Source organism: Geobacillus sp. YF-1, from assembly GCF_052692335.1.
In genome coordinates this window covers 3419650-3437947 of sequence record NZ_CP199850.1, presented here as the reverse complement: position 1 = coordinate 3437947, position 18298 = coordinate 3419650, and the positions used below count along the sequence as shown (strand labels likewise).

Annotated in this window: 16 protein-coding genes and 1 pseudogene; 4 read left to right on the top strand and 13 right to left on the bottom strand. The window is 50.8% G+C overall.

Annotation, left to right across the window (positions count from 1 at the left end; genetic code table 11):
• Positions 1 to 3: 3 nt before the first annotated feature.
• Positions 4 to 618 carry a cytochrome aa3 quinol oxidase subunit III gene (gene qoxC / locus ACTVIM_RS17015; protein ID WP_033017978.1) on the top strand — a complete coding sequence of 205 codons (615 nt, stop codon included), beginning with the start codon at positions 4 to 6 and terminating at the stop codon, positions 616 to 618.
• A gap of 1 nt (position 619) precedes the next feature.
• On the top strand, positions 620 to 919 hold the full coding sequence (qoxD, locus tag ACTVIM_RS17010; protein WP_033017979.1) for a cytochrome aa3 quinol oxidase subunit IV: 300 nt from the start codon (positions 620 to 622) through the stop codon (positions 917 to 919).
• 121 nt (positions 920 to 1040) lie between these two features.
• Here qoxD and ACTVIM_RS17005 read toward each other — a convergent pair whose 3' ends face one another.
• The 3 genes from ACTVIM_RS17005 to ACTVIM_RS16995 all read right to left on the bottom strand — a co-directional run bounded on the left by ACTVIM_RS17005 (position 1041) and on the right by ACTVIM_RS16995 (position 3306).
• Positions 1041 to 1763: an amino acid ABC transporter ATP-binding protein gene (locus tag ACTVIM_RS17005; protein WP_445613289.1), complete on the bottom strand. Its 723-nt coding sequence runs from the start codon at positions 1761 to 1763 to the stop codon at positions 1041 to 1043.
• Entirely contained in the window at positions 1760 to 2416 is a 657-nt protein-coding gene (locus ACTVIM_RS17000) for an amino acid ABC transporter permease (RefSeq protein WP_033017983.1), read from the bottom strand. The genes ACTVIM_RS17005 and ACTVIM_RS17000 overlap by 4 nt, the downstream gene beginning before the upstream one ends.
• Before the next feature lie 68 nt (positions 2417 to 2484).
• Positions 2485 to 3306, bottom strand: a complete 822-nt coding sequence (locus tag ACTVIM_RS16995) for a transporter substrate-binding domain-containing protein (RefSeq protein WP_445613288.1) — start codon at positions 3304 to 3306, stop codon at positions 2485 to 2487.
• A 549-nt stretch (positions 3307 to 3855) separates the two neighbouring features.
• Here ACTVIM_RS16995 and putP point away from each other — a divergent pair.
• The gene (gene putP / locus ACTVIM_RS16990) at positions 3856 to 5313 is read left to right on the top strand and encodes a sodium/proline symporter PutP (protein ID WP_445613287.1); all 1458 of its coding nucleotides are present in this window, start codon (positions 3856 to 3858) and stop codon (positions 5311 to 5313) included.
• Between the two features lie 58 nt (positions 5314 to 5371).
• Here putP and ACTVIM_RS16985 read toward each other — a convergent pair whose 3' ends face one another.
• The 5 genes from ACTVIM_RS16985 to ACTVIM_RS16965 form a co-directional block, all read right to left on the bottom strand.
• Positions 5372 to 6232 carry a carbon-nitrogen hydrolase family protein gene (locus ACTVIM_RS16985; RefSeq protein WP_445613286.1) on the bottom strand — a complete coding sequence of 287 codons (861 nt, stop codon included), beginning with the start codon at positions 6230 to 6232 and terminating at the stop codon, positions 5372 to 5374.
• A gap of 102 nt (positions 6233 to 6334) precedes the next feature.
• On the bottom strand, positions 6335 to 7150 hold the full coding sequence (gene pdxK / locus ACTVIM_RS16980) for a pyridoxine/pyridoxal/pyridoxamine kinase (RefSeq protein WP_445613285.1): 816 nt from the start codon (positions 7148 to 7150) through the stop codon (positions 6335 to 6337).
• 874 nt (positions 7151 to 8024) lie between these two features.
• On the bottom strand, positions 8025 to 9158 hold the full coding sequence (gene ald, locus ACTVIM_RS16975) for an alanine dehydrogenase (RefSeq protein WP_445613284.1): 1134 nt from the start codon (positions 9156 to 9158) through the stop codon (positions 8025 to 8027).
• Positions 9159 to 9275: 117 nt separating this feature from the next.
• A complete protein-coding gene (locus ACTVIM_RS16970) occupies positions 9276 to 10511 on the bottom strand; it encodes a PucR family transcriptional regulator (RefSeq protein WP_445613283.1) in 1236 nt (411 codons plus the stop codon).
• 375 nt (positions 10512 to 10886) lie between these two features.
• On the bottom strand, positions 10887 to 12323 hold the full coding sequence (locus tag ACTVIM_RS16965) for a DDE-type integrase/transposase/recombinase (RefSeq protein WP_445612449.1): 1437 nt from the start codon (positions 12321 to 12323) through the stop codon (positions 10887 to 10889).
• A gap of 169 nt (positions 12324 to 12492) precedes the next feature.
• Here ACTVIM_RS16965 and ACTVIM_RS16960 point away from each other — a divergent pair.
• Positions 12493 to 12723: pseudogene (locus ACTVIM_RS16960) on the top strand (tartrate dehydrogenase); the annotation flags it as partial.
• 238 nt (positions 12724 to 12961) lie between these two features.
• Here the strand turns inward: ACTVIM_RS16960 and pstA are convergent.
• The 5 genes from pstA to ACTVIM_RS16935 form a co-directional block, all read right to left on the bottom strand.
• Positions 12962 to 13852: a phosphate ABC transporter permease PstA gene (gene pstA, locus ACTVIM_RS16955; protein WP_061912676.1), complete on the bottom strand. Its 891-nt coding sequence runs from the start codon at positions 13850 to 13852 to the stop codon at positions 12962 to 12964.
• Positions 13849 to 14784 (bottom strand): phosphate ABC transporter permease subunit PstC, encoded by a 936-nt coding sequence (pstC, locus tag ACTVIM_RS16950; RefSeq protein WP_033020191.1) that lies wholly within the window; start codon positions 14782 to 14784, stop codon positions 13849 to 13851. Before pstC ends, pstA begins: the two co-directional genes overlap by 4 nt.
• 75 nt (positions 14785 to 14859) lie before the next feature.
• Positions 14860 to 15720 (bottom strand): phosphate ABC transporter substrate-binding protein, encoded by an 861-nt coding sequence (locus tag ACTVIM_RS16945; RefSeq protein ID WP_445613282.1) that lies wholly within the window; start codon positions 15718 to 15720, stop codon positions 14860 to 14862.
• Positions 15721 to 15778: 58 nt separating this feature from the next.
• Positions 15779 to 17536 (bottom strand): stalk domain-containing protein, encoded by a 1758-nt coding sequence (locus ACTVIM_RS16940; protein ID WP_445613281.1) that lies wholly within the window; start codon positions 17534 to 17536, stop codon positions 15779 to 15781.
• Between the two features lie 310 nt (positions 17537 to 17846).
• The gene (locus tag ACTVIM_RS16935; RefSeq protein WP_445613280.1) at positions 17847 to 18164 is read right to left on the bottom strand and encodes a hypothetical protein; all 318 of its coding nucleotides are present in this window, start codon (positions 18162 to 18164) and stop codon (positions 17847 to 17849) included.
• Positions 18165 to 18298: the final 134 nt, after the last annotated feature.

Here is an 18298-nt window from a genome sequence, read left to right as displayed (position 1 = left end):
CGAATGGGAGAAGCGGCACATCGTTATGATGAAACAATGCCATTGGAGTATCGGACACAAGAGAGTCGATTGAACATATTGGGCTTTTGGATTTTTCTCGGGGCGGAAGTCGCGTTGTTTGCGACGCTGTTTGCGACGTATCTCGTCTTGTTTCAACGGACCGGCTCCGGACCGACGGCAGGCGAGCTGTTTGAGGTAAAAGACGTTTTGATTGAAACGCTGTTGCTGTTAACGAGCAGTTTTACGTGCGGGCTGGCCATTTTTGAAATGCGGCGCGGCCGCATGAGCGGGCTGATCGCTTGGCTGTTGGTCACGCTGCTGCTTGGCGCGGGGTTCATCACATTTGAACTTCGCGAGTTCATCCATTACGTCCATGAAGGGGCGACGATGCAGACGAGCGCCTTTCTGTCCAGCTTCTTTGTGCTTGTCGGCACGCACGGCGCCCACGTCAGTTTAGGGATCGCCTGGATGATTCTCATCATTATTCAGCTCCTCCAGCGAGGGTTGACGGCGAAAACGGCTCGCAAAGTGTTTATCGTCAGCTTATATTGGCACTTTTTGGACGTCGTTTGGATTTTCATCTTCACGCTCGTCTATTTGTTAGGGATGGTGATCTAACATGGGCGCGAACAGCCATCAAGAATCATTTCCGTGGAAACATATCATCGGGTTTTTGTTGTCGCTTGTTTTGACGTTTGCAGCGCTTTGGGTGGCGCTCTCGTCCGGGCTGCCGCTCAAGGCGGTCATTGGCATCATTGTGCTGTTTGCCGTCATCCAAGCCAGCTTGCAGCTGTTTATGTTCATGCACGTCAACGAAAGCGACAGCGGCCGCATGCAGACGTTCAATATGATGTACAGTTTCTTTATCGCGGTTGTCGTTGTCGCCGGTTCGATTTGGGTCATGCAGTTTGTGTTGTAGAGCGAAGCTGGCCGAGTCCACGGCCAGCTTTTTTTCTATCCTAAAAGACCTAAAAGACGAGGCGAAAGCACGGCGTTTCCGCCGTAAAAAAGCGTCTTGCCTTCAATGGGGCAAGACGCGTTTACAATACTTTGGACAAAAATGCTTTCGTCCGCTCGTGCTGCGGGCGATCAAACAACTCTTCCGGCTTTCCTTCTTCGACGATGTAGCCGCCGTCCATAAACAAGACGCGGTCGCCGACTTCGCGGGCAAAGCCCATTTCATGGGTGACGACAACCATCGTCATCCCTTCATTGGCCAGCTGCTTCATCACGGAGAGCACTTCCCCGACCATTTCCGGGTCAAGGGCTGACGTCGGCTCGTCAAACAGCATGATTTTCGGCTCCATGGCAAGCGCGCGGGCGATGGCGACGCGCTGCGCCTGTCCGCCGGAAAGGGAATCCGGATAGGCGTGCGCTTTATCTTGCAAGCCGACTTTGGCGAGCAGCTCCATCGCTTTCGCTTCCGCTTTTTCGCGCGGCCATTGGCGCACTTTCATCGGTGCGAGCGTAATGTTGTTGAGCACCGTCATATGCGGGAACAAGTTGAAGCGTTGAAACACCATGCCGACTTCTTCCCGCACTTTATTTAAATTCGTGCCTTTCGCCTTCAAATTGATGCCGTCAATAATAATTTCACCTTCATCGAAATCTTCAAGGAGGTTTAAGCAGCGCAAAAACGTCGATTTCCCCGAACCCGACGGGCCGATGACCACGACGACTTCTCCTTCGCGGATATGGACGTCGATTCCTTTCAATACTTGAAGCAAACCAAACGATTTTTTCAGCTGGCGTACGTCGATCATTGGGTCGAATACTTCCTTTCAAGATAATGTGACAGCTTGCTTAACGACAATGTCAAAACAAGATAAACGAACGCAACGGTCAAATACGGCTCCCAGACGCGATAATATTCGCCGGCGGCCGCTTTTCCCCAGTACATCATTTCCGGAGCGGCGATGACCATCCCGAGCGAGGAATCTTTAATCAAAACGATAAACTCGTTCGCAAACGGTGGAATCATTCGCTTTAACGCCTGCGGCAAGATGATGTAACGCATGGCTTGCGCGTGGGTCATCCCAAGCGAGCGGGCGGCTTCCATTTGTCCTTTGTCGATCGATTGGATGCCGGCGCGGAATATTTCTGCGACGTAGGCAGCCGAGTTCAGCGACAGCGAGACGGCTAAGGAAACGATGGCATTCGGTTCGGCAAGCAAGAGCGGCATGGCGCCGAAATGGACGAGCAAAATTTGCACGACGAGCGGCGTGCCGCGGAAAAAGTTGATGTACCAAGTAAAGGGAAGGCGGACGAGCGGATGATGGGCCATTTTGCCAAGGCCGATGAACAGGCCGAGGATGAGGCCGAAGATGATGCCGACCAATGATACGCCGATCGTCGCCAGCAGCCCTTGGAAAAAGTAGGGCGCATACTCAACAATAATGTCAAAACGGAAATCCATTGATCTCACCTTTCTCTACGAAAAATGCGTAACTTGCTGGCAGTTACGCATGTTTCAGGTTCGTTTGTTCACGATGATTGACCTAGGCGTTGGATATTCGGTTCTTTACCAAACCATTTTTTGTAAATTTCCGCGTATTTGCCGCTGTCGATCACTTTCTTTAACGCGTCGTCCACTTTTGCTTTTAACTCGCTGTTTTTCGGGAAGATCATTCCGTAATATTCCGACGCAAAGTTGTTCGGATCTTCGATGACTTTCAGCTTTTTCGTTGGGTTGTTTTTAACGTATTCATTAGCGACGGCGTTGTCTGTAATGACCGCTTCCACACCGCCGTTTAACATTTCCATAATCGCGACAACGGTCGTTTCAAACTTTTTGATGTGGTTGCCTTTGCCAAACAATTTTTCAGCCGCTTCTTGCCCTGTAGTTGCGTTTTGCACACCGATCGTTTTTCCTTTTAGATCAAGGGCGTTTTTCACCGGGCTGTTTTCTTTGGCTAAGATGACTTGCGTCGCTTCAAAGTACGGCGCTGAGAAATCGTACGATTGTTTCCGTTCATCCGTAATCGTGATGCCGGAAATGCCCATATCGACTTCTTTGCTTTGCAGCGCGGCGAACAGCGGATCCCAGCCGATGTTTTTCAGTTCATAGTCCAACCCCGCTTCTTTCATGACTGCGTCAAGAAGATCGACGTCAAATCCGACAATCTTTCCTTTTTCCATGTACTCAAACGGTGCGAACGCCGCGTCCGTCCCGACAACGATTTTTTTCTTTGTTTCCCCTTCGCTTCCCGACGGTGAGCTTGTTTCTTTCGACTTGCTGCCGCACGCGGCGAGCGCCATCATCAGCGCAACCACGATGGCTGCAAACAAACTTTTCTTCTTCCACATCTTATAAAAATCCCCCTTTGGAATCATGGTCGATGAACGATTATCATACTATCAATATTTTTTTGATTATGCAATAGGTTTTATAAAAATAATTGTTTGAACATTTTGGTACTCCCGTATAAATGGGGAAAATCGTGCTTTTTTCAAGTGTTTTGTTTGGTTTTTTAAAAGGTGATCGCGGGAACAGGATCGAAAATGAATTTTTATAAAATAACTTTTAGTTGGACAAGACGGCAAAAGATAAATGTCAAACTTTACTGAATATTATATCAAAAGAAAACCCAGCAAGCAATGGTTTTATTGATCGGTATTTTTACCGCTCTTCACTAAAAGTTGTGCTTGATTGGTTCAACCCATGCCATCTTTCCTTCTGTTAACGAATCAACAATTGTATGGCGACTCGAAAAGAAGTCTCACTTGCCAAGGACGCGTTGTGGTAATGAACCATTTTTGTTGCTGGATGGAAAAAAATAAATACTATTGTGTAAATACTATTAATTTCGTTATGATGAAAGTGGTGACAAGACAGCTAAGGGAAGGGGAATCAGCATGGTTTTATTTTCAGTCATTGTCTACTTAATCGGCATGCTGTGGATCGGCTATTGGGCGTATAAACGGACGTCGAATTTGTCCGATTATATGCTTGGCGGCCGCACGCTCGGGCCGGCGGTCACGGCGTTAAGCGCCGGAGCCTCTGACATGAGCGGCTGGCTGTTGATGGGGCTGCCGGGAGCCATGTACATGAGCGGAGTGAGCGCTGCCTGGATCGTCATTGGCTTGACGCTGGGCGCTTATGCAAACTGGCTGTTCGTTGCGCCGCGTCTGCGCGTCTATACAGAAGTGGCGAACGATTCGATTACGATTCCGGAGTTTTTGGAAAACCGTTTCGGTGATCGAACGAAATTGTTGCGAATGGTATCAGGAATCGTGATCATGGTCTTTTTCACCTTTTATGTCTCATCCGGCCTTGTCTCGGGCGGCGTGCTGTTTGAAAATTCGTTTGGCGTCAGCTATCATACGGGCTTGTGGATCGTCGGCGGCGTTGTGGTTGCGTATACGCTGTTTGGTGGCTTTTTAGCGGTCAGCTGGACCGATTTTGTACAAGGAACGATTATGTTCATTGCATTGATTTTGGTGCCGGCGGTGACGCTGTTCCATACGGGCGGGCCTGTGGACACAGTTGACACCATTCGTGACATTGACCCGAATTTATTGAACTTGTGGAAAGGAACGAGCTTCCTCGGCATCATCTCGTTATTCGCTTGGGGGCTCGGGTATTTTGGCCAGCCGCACATTATCGTCCGCTTTATGGCGATCAAGTCGGTCAAAGAAATGAAAAGCGCTCGCCGCATCGGCATGGGGTGGATGATTTTCTCGGTTGTCGGGGCGATGTTGACAGGGCTTTTTGGAATCGCTTACTTTTCGCAGCGCGGTATGAAACTTGATGACCCGGAAACGGTATTTATTCAGCTTGGGCACATTTTGTTCCATCCGATTATTACTGGGTTTTTGCTGGCGGCGATTTTAGCCGCGATTATGAGCACCATTTCATCCCAGCTGCTCGTCACCTCGAGCTCGCTGACCGAAGACTTGTATAAAGTCGTGTTCCGCCGCGCGGCTTCGGATAAGGAGCTTGTCTTTGTCGGGCGTCTGTCGGTGCTTCTTGTCGCGGTCGTGGCGACGGCGCTGGCGTACACGAAAAACGACACGATTTTAAACTTGGTCGGCTATGCGTGGGCTGGATTTGGCGCCTCGTTTGGACCGGTCATTTTGCTTAGCTTGTTCTGGCGGCGGATGACGAAATGGGGGGCGCTCGCCGGCATGGTCGCCGGGGCGTTGACAGTGATTCTTTGGACGCAATCCGCCTACTTAAAAGGGCTGCTGTATGAAATGATCCCGGGGTTTGCGGCGAGTTTGCTGGCGATTGTTGTTGTGAGCTTGCTGACGAAGGAGCCAGAAGGGAAAGTAGCGGAACAATTTGATCGATTCAAGCAGTTGCTGTCCTAAAAAATAGGCAAAAAGGGGTGTCCCTTCAGCGCAGGGGCACCCTTTTTGTTGTTTCGAACTATTTCACTGGATTCCAATCCGGGTACAAGTCGATGCGCCGGTCGCGCCATGTCGCGACCGATCCTTTTTCCCGCACTTTGCGAAGCAGCGCCAAATCAAGATCAGCGGTAATGACCATGTCGTCGTTGATCTCGCCGGCCGCAAGCACGCTGCCGGGTGGGAACGGGATGTCGTTGGGCGTGATGACGGCTGCTTGACCGAAATTGGCGCGCATAAAATCGACCGTCGGCAACGCTCCGACCGTACCGGTCGTGACGACATACACTTCGTTTTCGATGGCCCGCGCGTGGCAGCAATACCGTACGCGGTAAAACCCATGCCGGTCATCGGTGCACGACGGACAGAAGAGGACATCCGCCCCTTTGGCGCGCGCCATGCGGACGATTTCCGGAAACTCGATGTCATAGCACGTCAACATGGCGATCGTCGCCTTGTCCGTTGCAAAGACGCGAAGCCCATCGCCGGGGGCGATGTTCCATTCGTTGGCCTCGGTCGGGGTGATGTGCAGCTTTGCCTGGCGGTGGATCGTTCCGTCTGGCGTAAACAAATGGGCGACATTGTACAGCTTCCCGTTTTGGCGGATGACATGCGTGCCGCCGATCAAGTACATGCCCGTGTCTTTGGCGAGCGACACAAACAGTTCGGTGTATTTTTCGGTATAGTCCGGCAAATCATCAATCGTCGCTGGCCGTCCGCCCTCAACTGGAATGGAAAGCAATTGCGTCGTGAAAAATTCGGGAAACAACACAAACTCGGCGTCAAACTCTTGCGCCGTTTTGACGTAATGCGTCACTTGCGCGGCAAACTCGTCAAACGAGCGGATGGTGTGAAGATGATATTGGACAGCGGATACGCGCATGGTCGTCCCCTCCTTTCTAGCACATATGGCATTGTTTTTCCGGCGAGTCCCTGCATTGCTTCATTCCGCGGTGGGGGGAAGACAAGGCCGAAGAAGCCTTGCCTATTGTTCCCCGTAGCGGCGGTAAGCGCCGTGATGCGTCGGCCCGACGTATTCGTTTAACGGGAACGAATGGCGAATGGCGGCGGTGATGAACGCTTTGGCCGTGGCAATGGCGTCTTTCACCGGACGGCCTTTGGCCAGTTCGGCGGCAATGGCGGCCGAGAACGTGCAGCCGGCCCCGTGCGTATACGTCGTGTCAATCCGTTCCGATTCGAGGAGTTCAAACGTTTTGCCGTCATAAAGGACGTCCACGGCATAGTCATGCGGAATTTTCCGCCCGCCTTTGACGATGACATATCGGGCGCCGAGTTCATGAATGCGCCCAGCTGCTTCCTTCATGTCCTCGATCGTTTCAAGGCGCGGCAGGCCGGACAGTTGCGCGGCTTCAAACAAGTTCGGCGTCACGACGGCGGCTTTTGGCACGAGCGTTTCCCGGTAGCACACCGTATTTTCCGGATGGAGCGGCTCATCCGCCCCTTTGCACACCATCACTGGGTCGACGACCGCGTTTTTCAATCCATGTTTTTCAATGGTGCGCGCCGCCAATTCAATGATATCGGTTGTCGGAAGCATGCCTGTTTTTAAGGCATCAATTCCGACGCCGACGATGATCGTCTCCAGCTGGGCTTCAATCGTCGCCAAGTCCACCGGGAAGACTTGATGCGCCCAACGGTTGTGCGGATCCATGGCGACGATGGTCGTGATCGCCGTCATGCCGTATACGCCAAGCTCTTGGAATGTTTTCAAGTCCGCCTGCAGCCCGGCGCCGCCGCTGCTGTCCGAACCGGCGATGGTTAATGCTTTTGGCATAGTCATCGTCATCACTCCTTTGTTTCAAAAGATGATATCAGGAAGCCGACTTCAAGGACGAAATCGTTGCTCTCCATCGAAGCAAGAATCGCCAAACTTGAGCGAACGTGCGACGCGGTTTCTTTCCTGTTTGCGAAATCACTAGAAGGCTGGTGATTTACTTGCTCAACCGCTTTTCCGAATCGTTTCTCAAGTAGAAAAAACTTGTTCCATCAGCCCTGATGTTTACACTTCAATCATTCATCAAGGCAAACAGTGGTTTTTCACCAACCTTCTAGAAGGCCGGTGAAAAACGGCTGAGTCCCTTCATCAATAATGGGAGAACACGTGAAAAGCAGAGTTGATGCACCAAGGTTTTTCTCATTGCGAAGTGACATTGCCAAGCCGTATCTAGGATTAAATCACCAGCCTCCCAAGGTTCGTAGTAGGAAAACCAACGCCGTTTGGCAAGATTTCGCCACTGGCAAAGAGGCGATTTTGTGCTCTCGTTTTCCCATTCCATCAAAGGGCGATTTGGCTTCCGTTTTCCCGTCCCCATCACAGGATTCGTCAAACGCGATCGGTTGTTTTCCGGGGGCGGTAACATTTTTCAAGCGACACCGCTTGTTTTTCCGGAAAGTTCATGGCTTGTTATTTTTATTATACACGGTCCGCTTTGCCGAACGAAAACGATTTGGCATGACAAACGGATATAAAAAAGGAGGGTGTCCTAAAAGGATCGGGACACCCTCTTTCGTTGCACTATATACGTGCTGACTGCTTCGGCCGCACGATCGGTTGTGCCGATCTGGAAGGCAGACAACCTTTTCGGTCAGCCCCGTCGGTGATGGCGATGAGCAGGCGGCTGACCGAGGGCGCTACTGGCCGCGTCAACCAGCGGTTAGTTGGCGGCCAATGTTTTGCCGAGCGCTTCGCGGGCCGGGACGTAGTGGTAGCCGAGGTCGCGGGCGACCGCTTCGTACGTGATTTCGCCGTTGGCGACGTTGACGCCAAGCTCGAGCGCCGGGTTGTCTGCAATGGCTTGGGCGACGCCTTTATTGGCGATTTGCAAGGCGTACGGCATCGTGACGTTCGTCAAGGCGATCGTCGAGGTGCGCGGGACAGCGCCGGGCATGTTGGCGACCGCATAATGGACGACACCATGTTTCACGTAGGTCGGGTTGTCATGGGTCGTGACGTGATCGCTCGTCTCGACGATGCCCCCTTGGTCGATGGCGACATCAACGATGACCGAACCCGGTTTCATCGCTTTCACCATGTCCTCGGTGACGAGCTTCGGCGCCCGTGCGCCCGGGATGAGAACCGCCCCAATGACAAGGTCAGCCTCGGCGACCGCTTCAGCGATGTTCATCGGGTTGGACATGAGCGTCGTAATTTGGTTGCCAAAAATGTCGTCAAGCTCGCGGAGACGATCAGCGTTCAAGTCGATGATCGTCACGTCCGCGCCAAGGCCGACGGCGACTTTTGCTGCGTTCGTGCCGACAACCCCGCCGCCGATGATCGTCACTTTGCCGCGGGCGACGCCAGGGACGCCGCCAAGCAAAATGCCTTTGCCGCCGTATGGTTTTTCCAAAAATTGCGCCCCGATTTGCGCGGCCATCCGCCCGGCGACTTCGCTCATCGGCGTGAGCAGCGGCAACGTGCGGCCGACTTGCACCGTCTCATAGGCAATGGCAATGACGCCGCTTTCTTTTAAGGCGCGCGTCAATTCCGGATCAGCGGCCAAATGCAAATAGGTGAACAAAATGAGACCTGGGCGGAAATAGCCGTATTCGCTTGGCAGCGGCTCTTTCACTTTCATCACCATATCGGCTTGCGCCCAAACATCTTCCGCCCGCTCGATGATTTGCGCCCCGGCCCGGGCGTAATCGCTGTCGCTGAAACCGCTTCCAATACCTGCCTCTTTCTCGATCAGCACCGTATGTCCTGCCTGAACGAACGACAACACGCCAGCTGGCGTAATGGCAACGCGGTTTTCGTTATTTTTAATTTCTTTTGGCACTCCAATAATCATCAGTACCGTTCCTCCTCGTCAAAAGTAGCCTTACTTATAGTATAAAAGAGGAAACAAGAGCCCGGCATTGTTCAAAAAAGAGAAAGAAGCGCCCGGTTTTTGTGGATTTCCACAAATTCAACCGCGCGCTTCATACTTGGCCAATTTAATATCGATGTATAATTTGATTTTTTGGTTCATGTTATGGAGATCCAGTTCCGCGATGTCAGCGATCCGCTTCAGTCGATACGTGAGCGTGTTCGGATGAACATTGAGAACGTCGGCGGTTTCTTGCACGTTTTCATTATGGTCAAAAAACGTTTCGAACGTTTTCACCAAGTCGCTCTGGTGTTTCTGGTCGTACGATTGCAGCTTTGTTAACGCCGGGTTGGTCCATTCCCCTTGCCGCTTTTGTTCAAGCAAAAAATCAAAAAATTGATAAATGCCAAGCTGGGCATAGCCGTAAATGGACTTCATTTCATCGCCGAGTTTTTCTTTCAGCGCCAGCACGGCGAGCGCTTCGCGGTAGCTTTTTTCAATGAGGCGGTAGCCGCCATATACGCCGCCAAACCCGCATTGCACATCATGGATGTGAAACCGTTCTTTCATTTTGGCGGCGAATGACTCGATGAACCGTTGAAGCTCTTTCAACGGCTGTTCGGTTTTCGGTGCCGCCAGCAAAATGACGTCGCGGCCGTCGGTCGTGTAAAGAGGGAGCGGAAGCTGCTGGGTCGTTTGCAGCAGGTAGGAGATTTGCCGCTCCATTTCATTCGTCAAATCAGCCGCAAAGCGGAAGACGACAACGGCAAACGGCGGCGCTGCCGTCATTTGCATCGCGGCAAGATGGGCGCGGATCTCGTCTTCGGTCGCGATATGGCCGGTGAGCAACTTCCAAAACAGCTCTTGAACCCGCTCTTCTTTTTTGTTTTTGCGCATATACAGCTGCAGCACTTTGTTTTTCGCCGCTTTGGCCGCCAGCTTCAGCCATTCCATTTCCTCAGGCGTGAGCGTCCGGTTCGTTTCGAGCACCCAAATGAAGCCGATCACCTCATCGTTTTTCCAAATCGAGACGGCGACGCGGCTGCCGAGGCCGACATCTTCAATGGGCGGCACGCGCACCGGCTCGCGGCTTTTGAGCAACGCCGGGATGGCGCCCTGTTTCCATAAGCTGTTGATCACTTTTTCCGGCACGCGCCGGCTGATGATCGTCGCCGTCCGCGCGGGATCGGTGTAGTCATCGTGGGCGCTGTAGGCGATGAGGCGATGGTTGGCGTCTTCGATCGTCACCGGGCAGCGCAGCACGTCGCTGACGCGGTCGGCAAACTCCTCAAGGCTGTCAAACTCGCCGCGGAACGGATCATAATCGTTACGCATATCGTTTCCCCCGCATCGTCCATGTGATGGTAGTTTCATTTTATCATAATGTATTCTGATGAAGTGGGATGGTTGTATTTCTTGTCGAATGAACAAAAAGCGGGATTCGAGGTAGCGTCAAAAGTTCTATGAAAACTCCACACAGACCATCCCATTGAGCATCGTGGGGCATGCAGAGAGCCGGATTCGCCCTTGACCAACACCCGCCAAAGGTGCGGAAGAGTCGTCAAGGGCGACGGGGACAAAAAAGAAGGCAATAGGAAAGCCGCCCTTGCCTTTACCGAATTTTACCTTTGGCGGTGTTCGGTTGGTCAAGGGTTCGCTTCGCCGAATCCGGCAGGAGTTCTGTTCAACGGGCTCTGGAGGACAAAAAAGTTAGGCTGCCTCGTTTTGAAGGAAGTCCTGAGCCATGGCGATCAGCTTCGTCCACCGGGCCGGCATATGCGGCAGCTCGGCGAGCTCCGGGATGACGACCGGCACCCGGCCTTCGAGCGCGCTATGCGGGCGCAGAAAGTTAAAATACGCCACAAACAGCGTCACAAAGGACACCGAGCCTTCCTCGGCGCCAAACCCATGGGTCGGGCGGTAGTTGCCTTTAAAGGTCCGGTTGAATCGCTCGATGATCTGCTTGAGAGGGCGAAATTCTTCCGAGACCGGATCTTCGTTGGTCAGGCCGATTACCTGGCGGACGTCAAACGAAATCCCGTGCTGGGCAAAGAAGTGTTGCGCCAACAGGTAAATCGGGTTGCCATCCACGACGAACGACAAGTCGTCTGGAAGGGACGGCAGCTTCCTGAGGACATCATTGATCGCCTTGATGGCCGAGAGCGTGTCCCGGTTGGGCGAGACGCGATAGGACAGCACGATCTTTTTCACCGCGTCGAACATAAAGAATAGGTAATGCCAACGGCCCTTCACACGAATATATGTCTCGTCCCCACAGAACGAACCGGACAGCTCATACGGAAATCGGTCGACAAAGGGCTTGATCCAAAGCGCGACGCTGTTGGCGTAGTTGAGCACCGTCTGATGAGAGATCGAGACGCCATGGATGTCCTTCAGGGCGGCGGCGGTTTCCCTCGAGGACATCCCAAAGTTGACGTAGTACGTCAACACGAGCCCCAACACGTGCGGCGACGCAGCCAGCCGGGACAAATCGACCTTCGGCTTGATGAGCGACGAGGAAGCCAACGGGAGAAAGTCAAACAAGAACTCCCGAAACAAATACCGCACCTTGAAGGCTTGAGGATTCTGTTGAAACTGTTGGCGCTCTTTCTTCGTCATCCGGCGAAGGTTGGCCTGGTAAAACGGGCAATCGTTGTTCTTGCACTTATAGATGTTGTATTCCTTGCGCTCCTTGATTTTTTCCAACGTCTTTTTGCAGTGCGGACAACGAAAGACCGCTTGCTTGGTGAACCGATTTCGGTGGTTGAACCGGCATTGGCACACTTTGCATTGGTATTGCCCTTTTCCGCCGTTATTGGCGTACAGGTAAGAAGAGGGAGCCTGGCAGCGAGGGCAGGTCAACGAATCCGGCACACGGTGTTTCGCATTCGCGCGGCGCTGGATGGGCCGTAAAGGACGTCTGTGCTGGGCTTCATAGTCTGCCAACAGCTTCCGGTAATCAAGGGTTTCCGGCACATCGATGATCGGAAGGTCATCGACCTGAAGTTTCCGGTACGGCTTTTGGATGGGTTCGTCCCAGTCCTCGAGATGCAAGGATTTCCCCAATATCACACCCATTAAATACACAATGATTTGATATTGGGTCTTGATAATTTCGAGCAAATAGGCTAATAATTGAGGTAACAAAGCTTGTCACTCCTTTGTTTTGGCTGTTGGGTGTCGTTACCTCAATGATGGCCGAAAACAATGGGGGTGGCAAGCTTTTTTTCGTTCAACCGTTGAAACTCAAGGGAAAACCGTGAGTGTGGAGGATAAACTTTTGACAATACCGGATTCGACAAGGAGGGGGACAACAGTGAAACAATGGGAGATCGCTGTTATTCCTATCGACAAGGAAGTGGTGCCAGCAGCGCTTGACGTGCTGCAGGCGGTCGCCGATGTCCATGGGGGAATAGCGTTTTCGTTCACCGAATTTCCGTGGAGCTGCGACTACTATGTTGAACATGGCCAAATGATGCCGGATGACGGGTTGTCAACTTTGCGAAATGTTGCTGCGGTTTTTCTCGGAGCGGCTGGCAATCCAAAGCGTATGGCTTTCGATCCTCCGTGCAATTGATGAACGTTCCTATTTGACTATCATAGTGTTCTATCATCCAGAACAACGAGCGATGGTAAAAAGATTGCCATCGCTCGTTTTGTTGGCAAAAAATATTGGAAAAATGAAAGAAAGCGTCCGTTGTTTTGACCTTGTTAAGGTGCGAAAGGGGAGATGAAAACAAAAAGCCTTTCAATTTTCAGCAACAGGATGCGAATGCGAGTTCATATCATTTTTTTCGCTGGCTAAGCCATAGCGGAAAACGGATGATGAAGCTAAGGAACAGCACCATCAGCACGAGAAGAGCGGATGTTTTCTCGGCAATTTGTTGTGCGTCTGCCACCAGCGCTTCGGATTGAATGTACCACAAGTGAACGGGAAGAGTCGCCCCTTCAGAGAACAGGTGGAAATCCCACATCTCCCCAGATGACGATGTTCCGCCGACTAGCAAAATGATTGCTGATTCGCCGAATGCCCGGCATGCGACAAGGCTGACGCCGGTCAGGATGCCTTTCTTGGCGGCGGGGAGTACGGTTTTGATGATCGTCTGTGCTTTCGTCGCGCCCAAAGCAAAGGAGGCTTCCCTCCATGTTGAAGGAACAGCCGTGATGGCTTCTTCCGAGACACGGGCCAACACAGGAAGATTGAGCAATGCCAATGTAATGGATGCTCCTAAAATAGTGACGCCGATTTGAAAATATTCCACGAACAATGCATAGCCGAATAAACCGAACACGATCGATGGGACGGATGCCAAGCTTTCAATGGCGCCCCGAACCCATTCCATGATTCGGTTGTTCGGAGCATATTCAGCTAGAAAAATACCTGCCCCGATCCCTATGGGCAATGATAAGAGCAAAGATAGCACGAGAATATAAATGGAGTTCCATAAAAACGGCCCGACTCCTCCTCCAGCGTCAATTTCTTCCGGCGGTCCAATGAGGAAATGGATATTAATATTTGGAAGTCCTTTTTTCACAATCGTATAAAGAAGGGCTAAAATGACAAAAAAGACGGCTAAAGAAATGATGATGACCACACCGAGTATGAGTCGATTCATGAGACGCCGGATGTGGAGCCGGCTCGTTTTTTCATGAAGTAGGGTAGCTTGGTCGTTCATGATGCTCCTCCTTTCAGGCGCAACCGGCGAATGAGCATAATAAGCGAAATCGAGATCATAAGCAGCAAAAGCGCCATCATATAAAGGGCATGGTTTGTCGTCGATTGAAAATCGACATTTAAAATTTGCATGACGATATGGCTAGTCAACACGCTTGACGGAGTGACCAAATCAAATCCCCATTGCGCTACGTTGCCGATGACCATCACTACAGCCATCGTTTCGCCGATAGCGCGTGCCATTCCGAGGATGACAGCGGCGGCGATGCCTGATTTCGCAGCAGGGAGCACCACTCGAACGATCATTTGGAATGTTGTTCCCCCAAGCGCATAGTTTGCTTCCCGCCATTCGTTTGGAACGGCGCAGAGGGCGTCATCAGTAATACGGGTGATGGTCGGCAAAATCATGATCGATAAAACGAGAGCAGCGGCGAGAAATCCGTCGCCGACCGGGGCTCCCGTGTGCTCGCGGATCCATGGAATGAGCAAGGTGGCTCCCAAATAGCCATAGACGATCGAAGGGATGCCGACCAATAAATCAAGCAGCGTGCGAAGCCATTGCCGCAGCCATGGGGGGGCGATTTCCGCGATAAACACAGCCACACAAATCGAAATCGGCGTTGTGATCAACAGAGTCACCAAGGTTAAATACAATGTACCGGCGATAAAAACGGCGGCTCCATATTTGCCGTGTTCCGGGTCCCAATGGGGGGAGAAGAAAAATTCCGAAAGTGATACGTCCCGAAACACGAGAAAACCGGTTTCACTCACGAATAGGACGATGGCGCCCAATACGGCGCCAAGGAATATGACGCTTCCAAGACATAGAAAACGGAAAAAGCGGTCGGCAGTATATTTGACGGTCCATCGGCTTTGACGATGGGCTGTTAACAAGTTCATTGCGTCAGTCCAATCGGGCGATTGTTTCTCCATTATGTGCCTCCTCCTTCCCTCTGTTGGCGGAAAATCAGCCTCTCCTTCCCGGTGGAGAGGCTGATTGGTGTTCTGTTACTTCACAGGGATAAACTTCAGTTTTTTCAAAGAGCCGTGTTGAAACTTTTGGCTTAGGATATAATTGATAAATGCTTTGTCGGCCCCTTTCGCTTCGCCTTTTGTCAATAAGTAGCCATAGCCGTAGAATACGTATTTCCCACTGGCGGCGTTGGCTGTTGTTGCTTTTACACCGTTGATGCTCACCGCTTTAATTCCGCCTTTGACATAGGCCAAGTCGACAAATCCGATGGCGTTTGGATTGGAAGAAACTGCATTGACCATATCCCCTGACTTTTGTACTTCTTTGTAGTTGTCTCCGGATGTTTTGATGGCATGTCCATCCATCATTTTGTCTTCAAAGTTAACGCGCGTTCCAGAGCCTTTTGCGCGGTTGATGACCACGATTTCTTCGTCTTTCCCGCCGACTTGTTTCCAGTTGGTGATTTTGCCTTCATAAATGTCTTGAATTTGCTGGACTGATAGATTGTTCACGGCATTGTTTTTGTTAACGATGACAGCGAACGGAATTTTGGCGATTTTGTATGCTTTTAATTCTTTGTAAGCAGGAAATCCACCGACTGCGCGGGTCGCATCCCAATCGCAGGCGCCGATGGTCGCGACGCCTTTAGCGACGGATTGTGGACCGGCGATGGACGAGGAACCTGAGACAACAATTTTCACTTTCGGATGATGCTTTTTAAATTCCTTTGCTGCCTGTTGGGTTAACGGCAATAAAGCGGTGGAGCCGGCGACCACAATTTTTCCGGATACTTCGGCCGCGTCAGCACGGTATTGAGTCGTGAAGGCAGCGCCAATTAGCAAAGCTGACGAAAGAACAGCGGCAGCCATCCGTTTCCATAGCGTAGTTCGTTTCATAGCAAATCCCTCCATGGATTCATTTTTAGGGACCTAGGCGGCCCTTGCTTTTTCATGATCATTTTGTCATATCGATCCAGCGTCCGTTGCGGAGAATCGATATTTTTTCCCCGTTCTCGGTCGCGATCGTCACGGCGATTTGATTGTCATATGGTGACGGCGCGATCGACGTGATTTCGTTTTTCGTACTTCCCATCGTTGTCCATGAGCTTGTGGACGGGTCGAAGATACGGATGGTGTAGATGCCGTTCGTTTCAATAGCGACATAGATCCGGCTTTTGACAACGACCGCGTCAATGATGTTCTGGTCGGCAAGCAGTGTTTGCTCATTTCCGTTTCTAGTCCGTTTTAATGACGGTCGAGCGGTTTCACTGTCGATTGCACTTACATAGACGATTTCACTGTTCGAAAGAAATGCACTGTTGACTTTATTGTCCGGCGACGAGGTTAATGGCGTCGGCTGTTTGTTCGCGGAGGAGAGATCCACGAGAAACAGCTGCGGATCTGTCCCGCTTGTATCAATGGAATCAACATCCGTTTTTTGATCGTCGGTGTAGTTTGTTTTTCCTTCATTGGCAACGGTGTACAACAGCTTCGTTCCATCCGGGGATAGACGAAGGTCCGTTTTATATTTCACTTTGTCATCAATCAATTTGTTGATGCTGCCTGTTTCCAAGGACACAACAGCGATTGCTTCATTGTTGCTTCCGTAAATGCAATAGAGTGAGCGGCCGTCGTTGGACCAAACGAAATCCGTTTTCACTTCGTCATCGTCGCCGATTTGTTTGACGACGTTGGAGGATAAATCGATGATAAACAAATGGCCGTTTTCATCGACGTAAGCCGCTTTTTTTCCATCAGGTGATAACGTAAGATCCATTTCGTTGATGGAACGGATGGCCGTTCGCGAGCGAATGTCCAAAAGCAGTGAAGAGGCTTCATCCGGTCGGCTGATGAGCAATGTATTTTGATCGATCCATTGTGGATTGATGCTCGTTCCTTTGATGAAACCAGACGTGGCGATAAATCGATCTTCCTTCTCGATCTCTCCCCCTAGTGCATAGACGAGGGCGGACAGATTGATGTACGGCACCCCGTTTTGAATGAATGGCGCGGTCGGCAAAGAGATTTTTTTGCCGCCGGCGTTCAATACATAACTAAACGGGTGGAAGAGAATTGTCCGGTTTCCTTTTTCCACCTTAACCATGCTCGTTTTTTTGTCAACGTGCACAGTAGCGCCAAAAGCAACGGCAACATCATTGACTGAATAAAAAGATGTCTGTCCTAACACGAGACCGTGAATCGTGGCAGTGGAGCCGTTCACTTGCCATGTCTCGCGAAATGGGTGAAAGCTGCCGGATGTTGACACGATGGCAACGCCAGCTTCTGCTTTCCATTGTCCGCCTAAGAGAGCGGCGATTTGCTTGGCATCGACGTACAGTTCTTGACCAAAACGCTGTGGGACGACAGACAATGAAACGGATTTGCCATTCACCAATGCCGCTTTTTTCCCCGTCTGAAGCACGATCCGTACATTGGGAGATGTACGTCGAATTTCATAATATTGGTGTTTTTGATCATACCGATAATCGGCTGAAAACAGCTTGGCCATATCGCTCCCCGCCAATAAAACAGTTCCCGAACGATGGAGCGAACGGATCGTCATCAATTTGCCGTTGACATTGACAATATAGTGAGATGCGGCTGTATTCTTTTCCGCTGCGGCATAGGCATGGCCATCGAGAGCCGTCCATGATGAGGGGGAAGCCGCCAGCAAAGCTGTCGCCATGACAGTTCCGGCAATGATTTGTTTCACGAGAGCCTCTCCTTTCTATTTTTCCTTTTGCATGAGAAGCGGGTTTCATTGTTTGATGGAAAGCAACCCTCCTTTCCATTCAAAGGATTTAAGAAATTTTTCCTAAGCATAAACGATTATATGAGAAAAGTGTAAAAGGAATATTTTGTTTTATTTAAAGTGTATTAATATTTTGTGTTTTCGTTGTTAATTTCACTATGCAACGCATTTCTATATAAGTTGCAATAAAGAATTTCCGAGAATCATTTGGTGAAGATTTGGATGTTTTAAAGAAAAATAAACCCGCCTCGACATGGGCGGGTTTTTTCTGTCAATCCAAATACTTCTCGCATAACGATACAAACTTTCCATCTGACTTTAGCCCTTCCAAAATGCTTCGCAACATTGCACTTCTTTTGGGAAGCTGCTTCTCGAACTCTGCCACAAATGTGTCCTTGTCCCACTGTGATTTGCCAGCGTGATAAAACAGTTTTTCTAGGCGTTCCAACTCGTCGGCAGTAAAGCCAGTGGCTAAGGCCAGAATCGCAAAGCTTTTGTGCTCCTTGTTCACCATATCTAAGAGTAACGTAATGGCGTCGGTGGCTAGACTTAATTTTGCTTCAAGATCCTTGATTCTTTCCTCGTCCATAAGTATCCTCCTTGTACTATAGTAATACCCAGTCTACAAATTTTGAAATGATCCAACCAACCTGTCTCGCTGTACTCAGATGAAAGGTCTTTCCAAGAAGCTATGGTTCGCAAGGTATTGGCAATATGATCGGC

What these genes read in the sequence shown, in the direction of transcription:
- qoxC (WP_033017978.1), top strand. Translation starts at nt 4, where the DNA reads ATGGGAGAAGCGGCACATCGTTATGATGAAACAATGCCATTGGAGTAT.
- qoxD (WP_033017979.1), top strand. Translation starts at nt 620, where the DNA reads ATGGGCGCGAACAGCCATCAAGAATCATTTCCGTGGAAACATATCATC.
- ACTVIM_RS17005 (WP_445613289.1), bottom strand. Translation starts at nt 1,763, where the DNA reads ATGATCGACGTACGCCAGCTGAAAAAATCGTTTGGTTTGCTTCAAGTA.
- ACTVIM_RS17000 (WP_033017983.1), bottom strand. Translation starts at nt 2,416, where the DNA reads ATGGATTTCCGTTTTGACATTATTGTTGAGTATGCGCCCTACTTTTTC.
- ACTVIM_RS16995 (WP_445613288.1), bottom strand. Translation starts at nt 3,306, where the DNA reads ATGTGGAAGAAGAAAAGTTTGTTTGCAGCCATCGTGGTTGCGCTGATG.
- putP (WP_445613287.1), top strand. Translation starts at nt 3,856, where the DNA reads ATGGTTTTATTTTCAGTCATTGTCTACTTAATCGGCATGCTGTGGATC.
- ACTVIM_RS16985 (WP_445613286.1), bottom strand. Translation starts at nt 6,232, where the DNA reads ATGCGCGTATCCGCTGTCCAATATCATCTTCACACCATCCGCTCGTTT.
- pdxK (WP_445613285.1), bottom strand. Translation starts at nt 7,150, where the DNA reads ATGACTATGCCAAAAGCATTAACCATCGCCGGTTCGGACAGCAGCGGC.
- ald (WP_445613284.1), bottom strand. Translation starts at nt 9,158, where the DNA reads ATGATTATTGGAGTGCCAAAAGAAATTAAAAATAACGAAAACCGCGTT.
- ACTVIM_RS16970 (WP_445613283.1), bottom strand. Translation starts at nt 10,511, where the DNA reads ATGCGTAACGATTATGATCCGTTCCGCGGCGAGTTTGACAGCCTTGAG.
- pstA (WP_061912676.1), bottom strand. Translation starts at nt 13,852, where the DNA reads ATGAACGACCAAGCTACCCTACTTCATGAAAAAACGAGCCGGCTCCAC.
- pstC (WP_033020191.1), bottom strand. Translation starts at nt 14,784, where the DNA reads ATGGAGAAACAATCGCCCGATTGGACTGACGCAATGAACTTGTTAACA.
- ACTVIM_RS16945 (WP_445613282.1), bottom strand. Translation starts at nt 15,720, where the DNA reads ATGAAACGAACTACGCTATGGAAACGGATGGCTGCCGCTGTTCTTTCG.
- ACTVIM_RS16935 (WP_445613280.1), bottom strand. Translation starts at nt 18,164, where the DNA reads ATGGACGAGGAAAGAATCAAGGATCTTGAAGCAAAATTAAGTCTAGCC.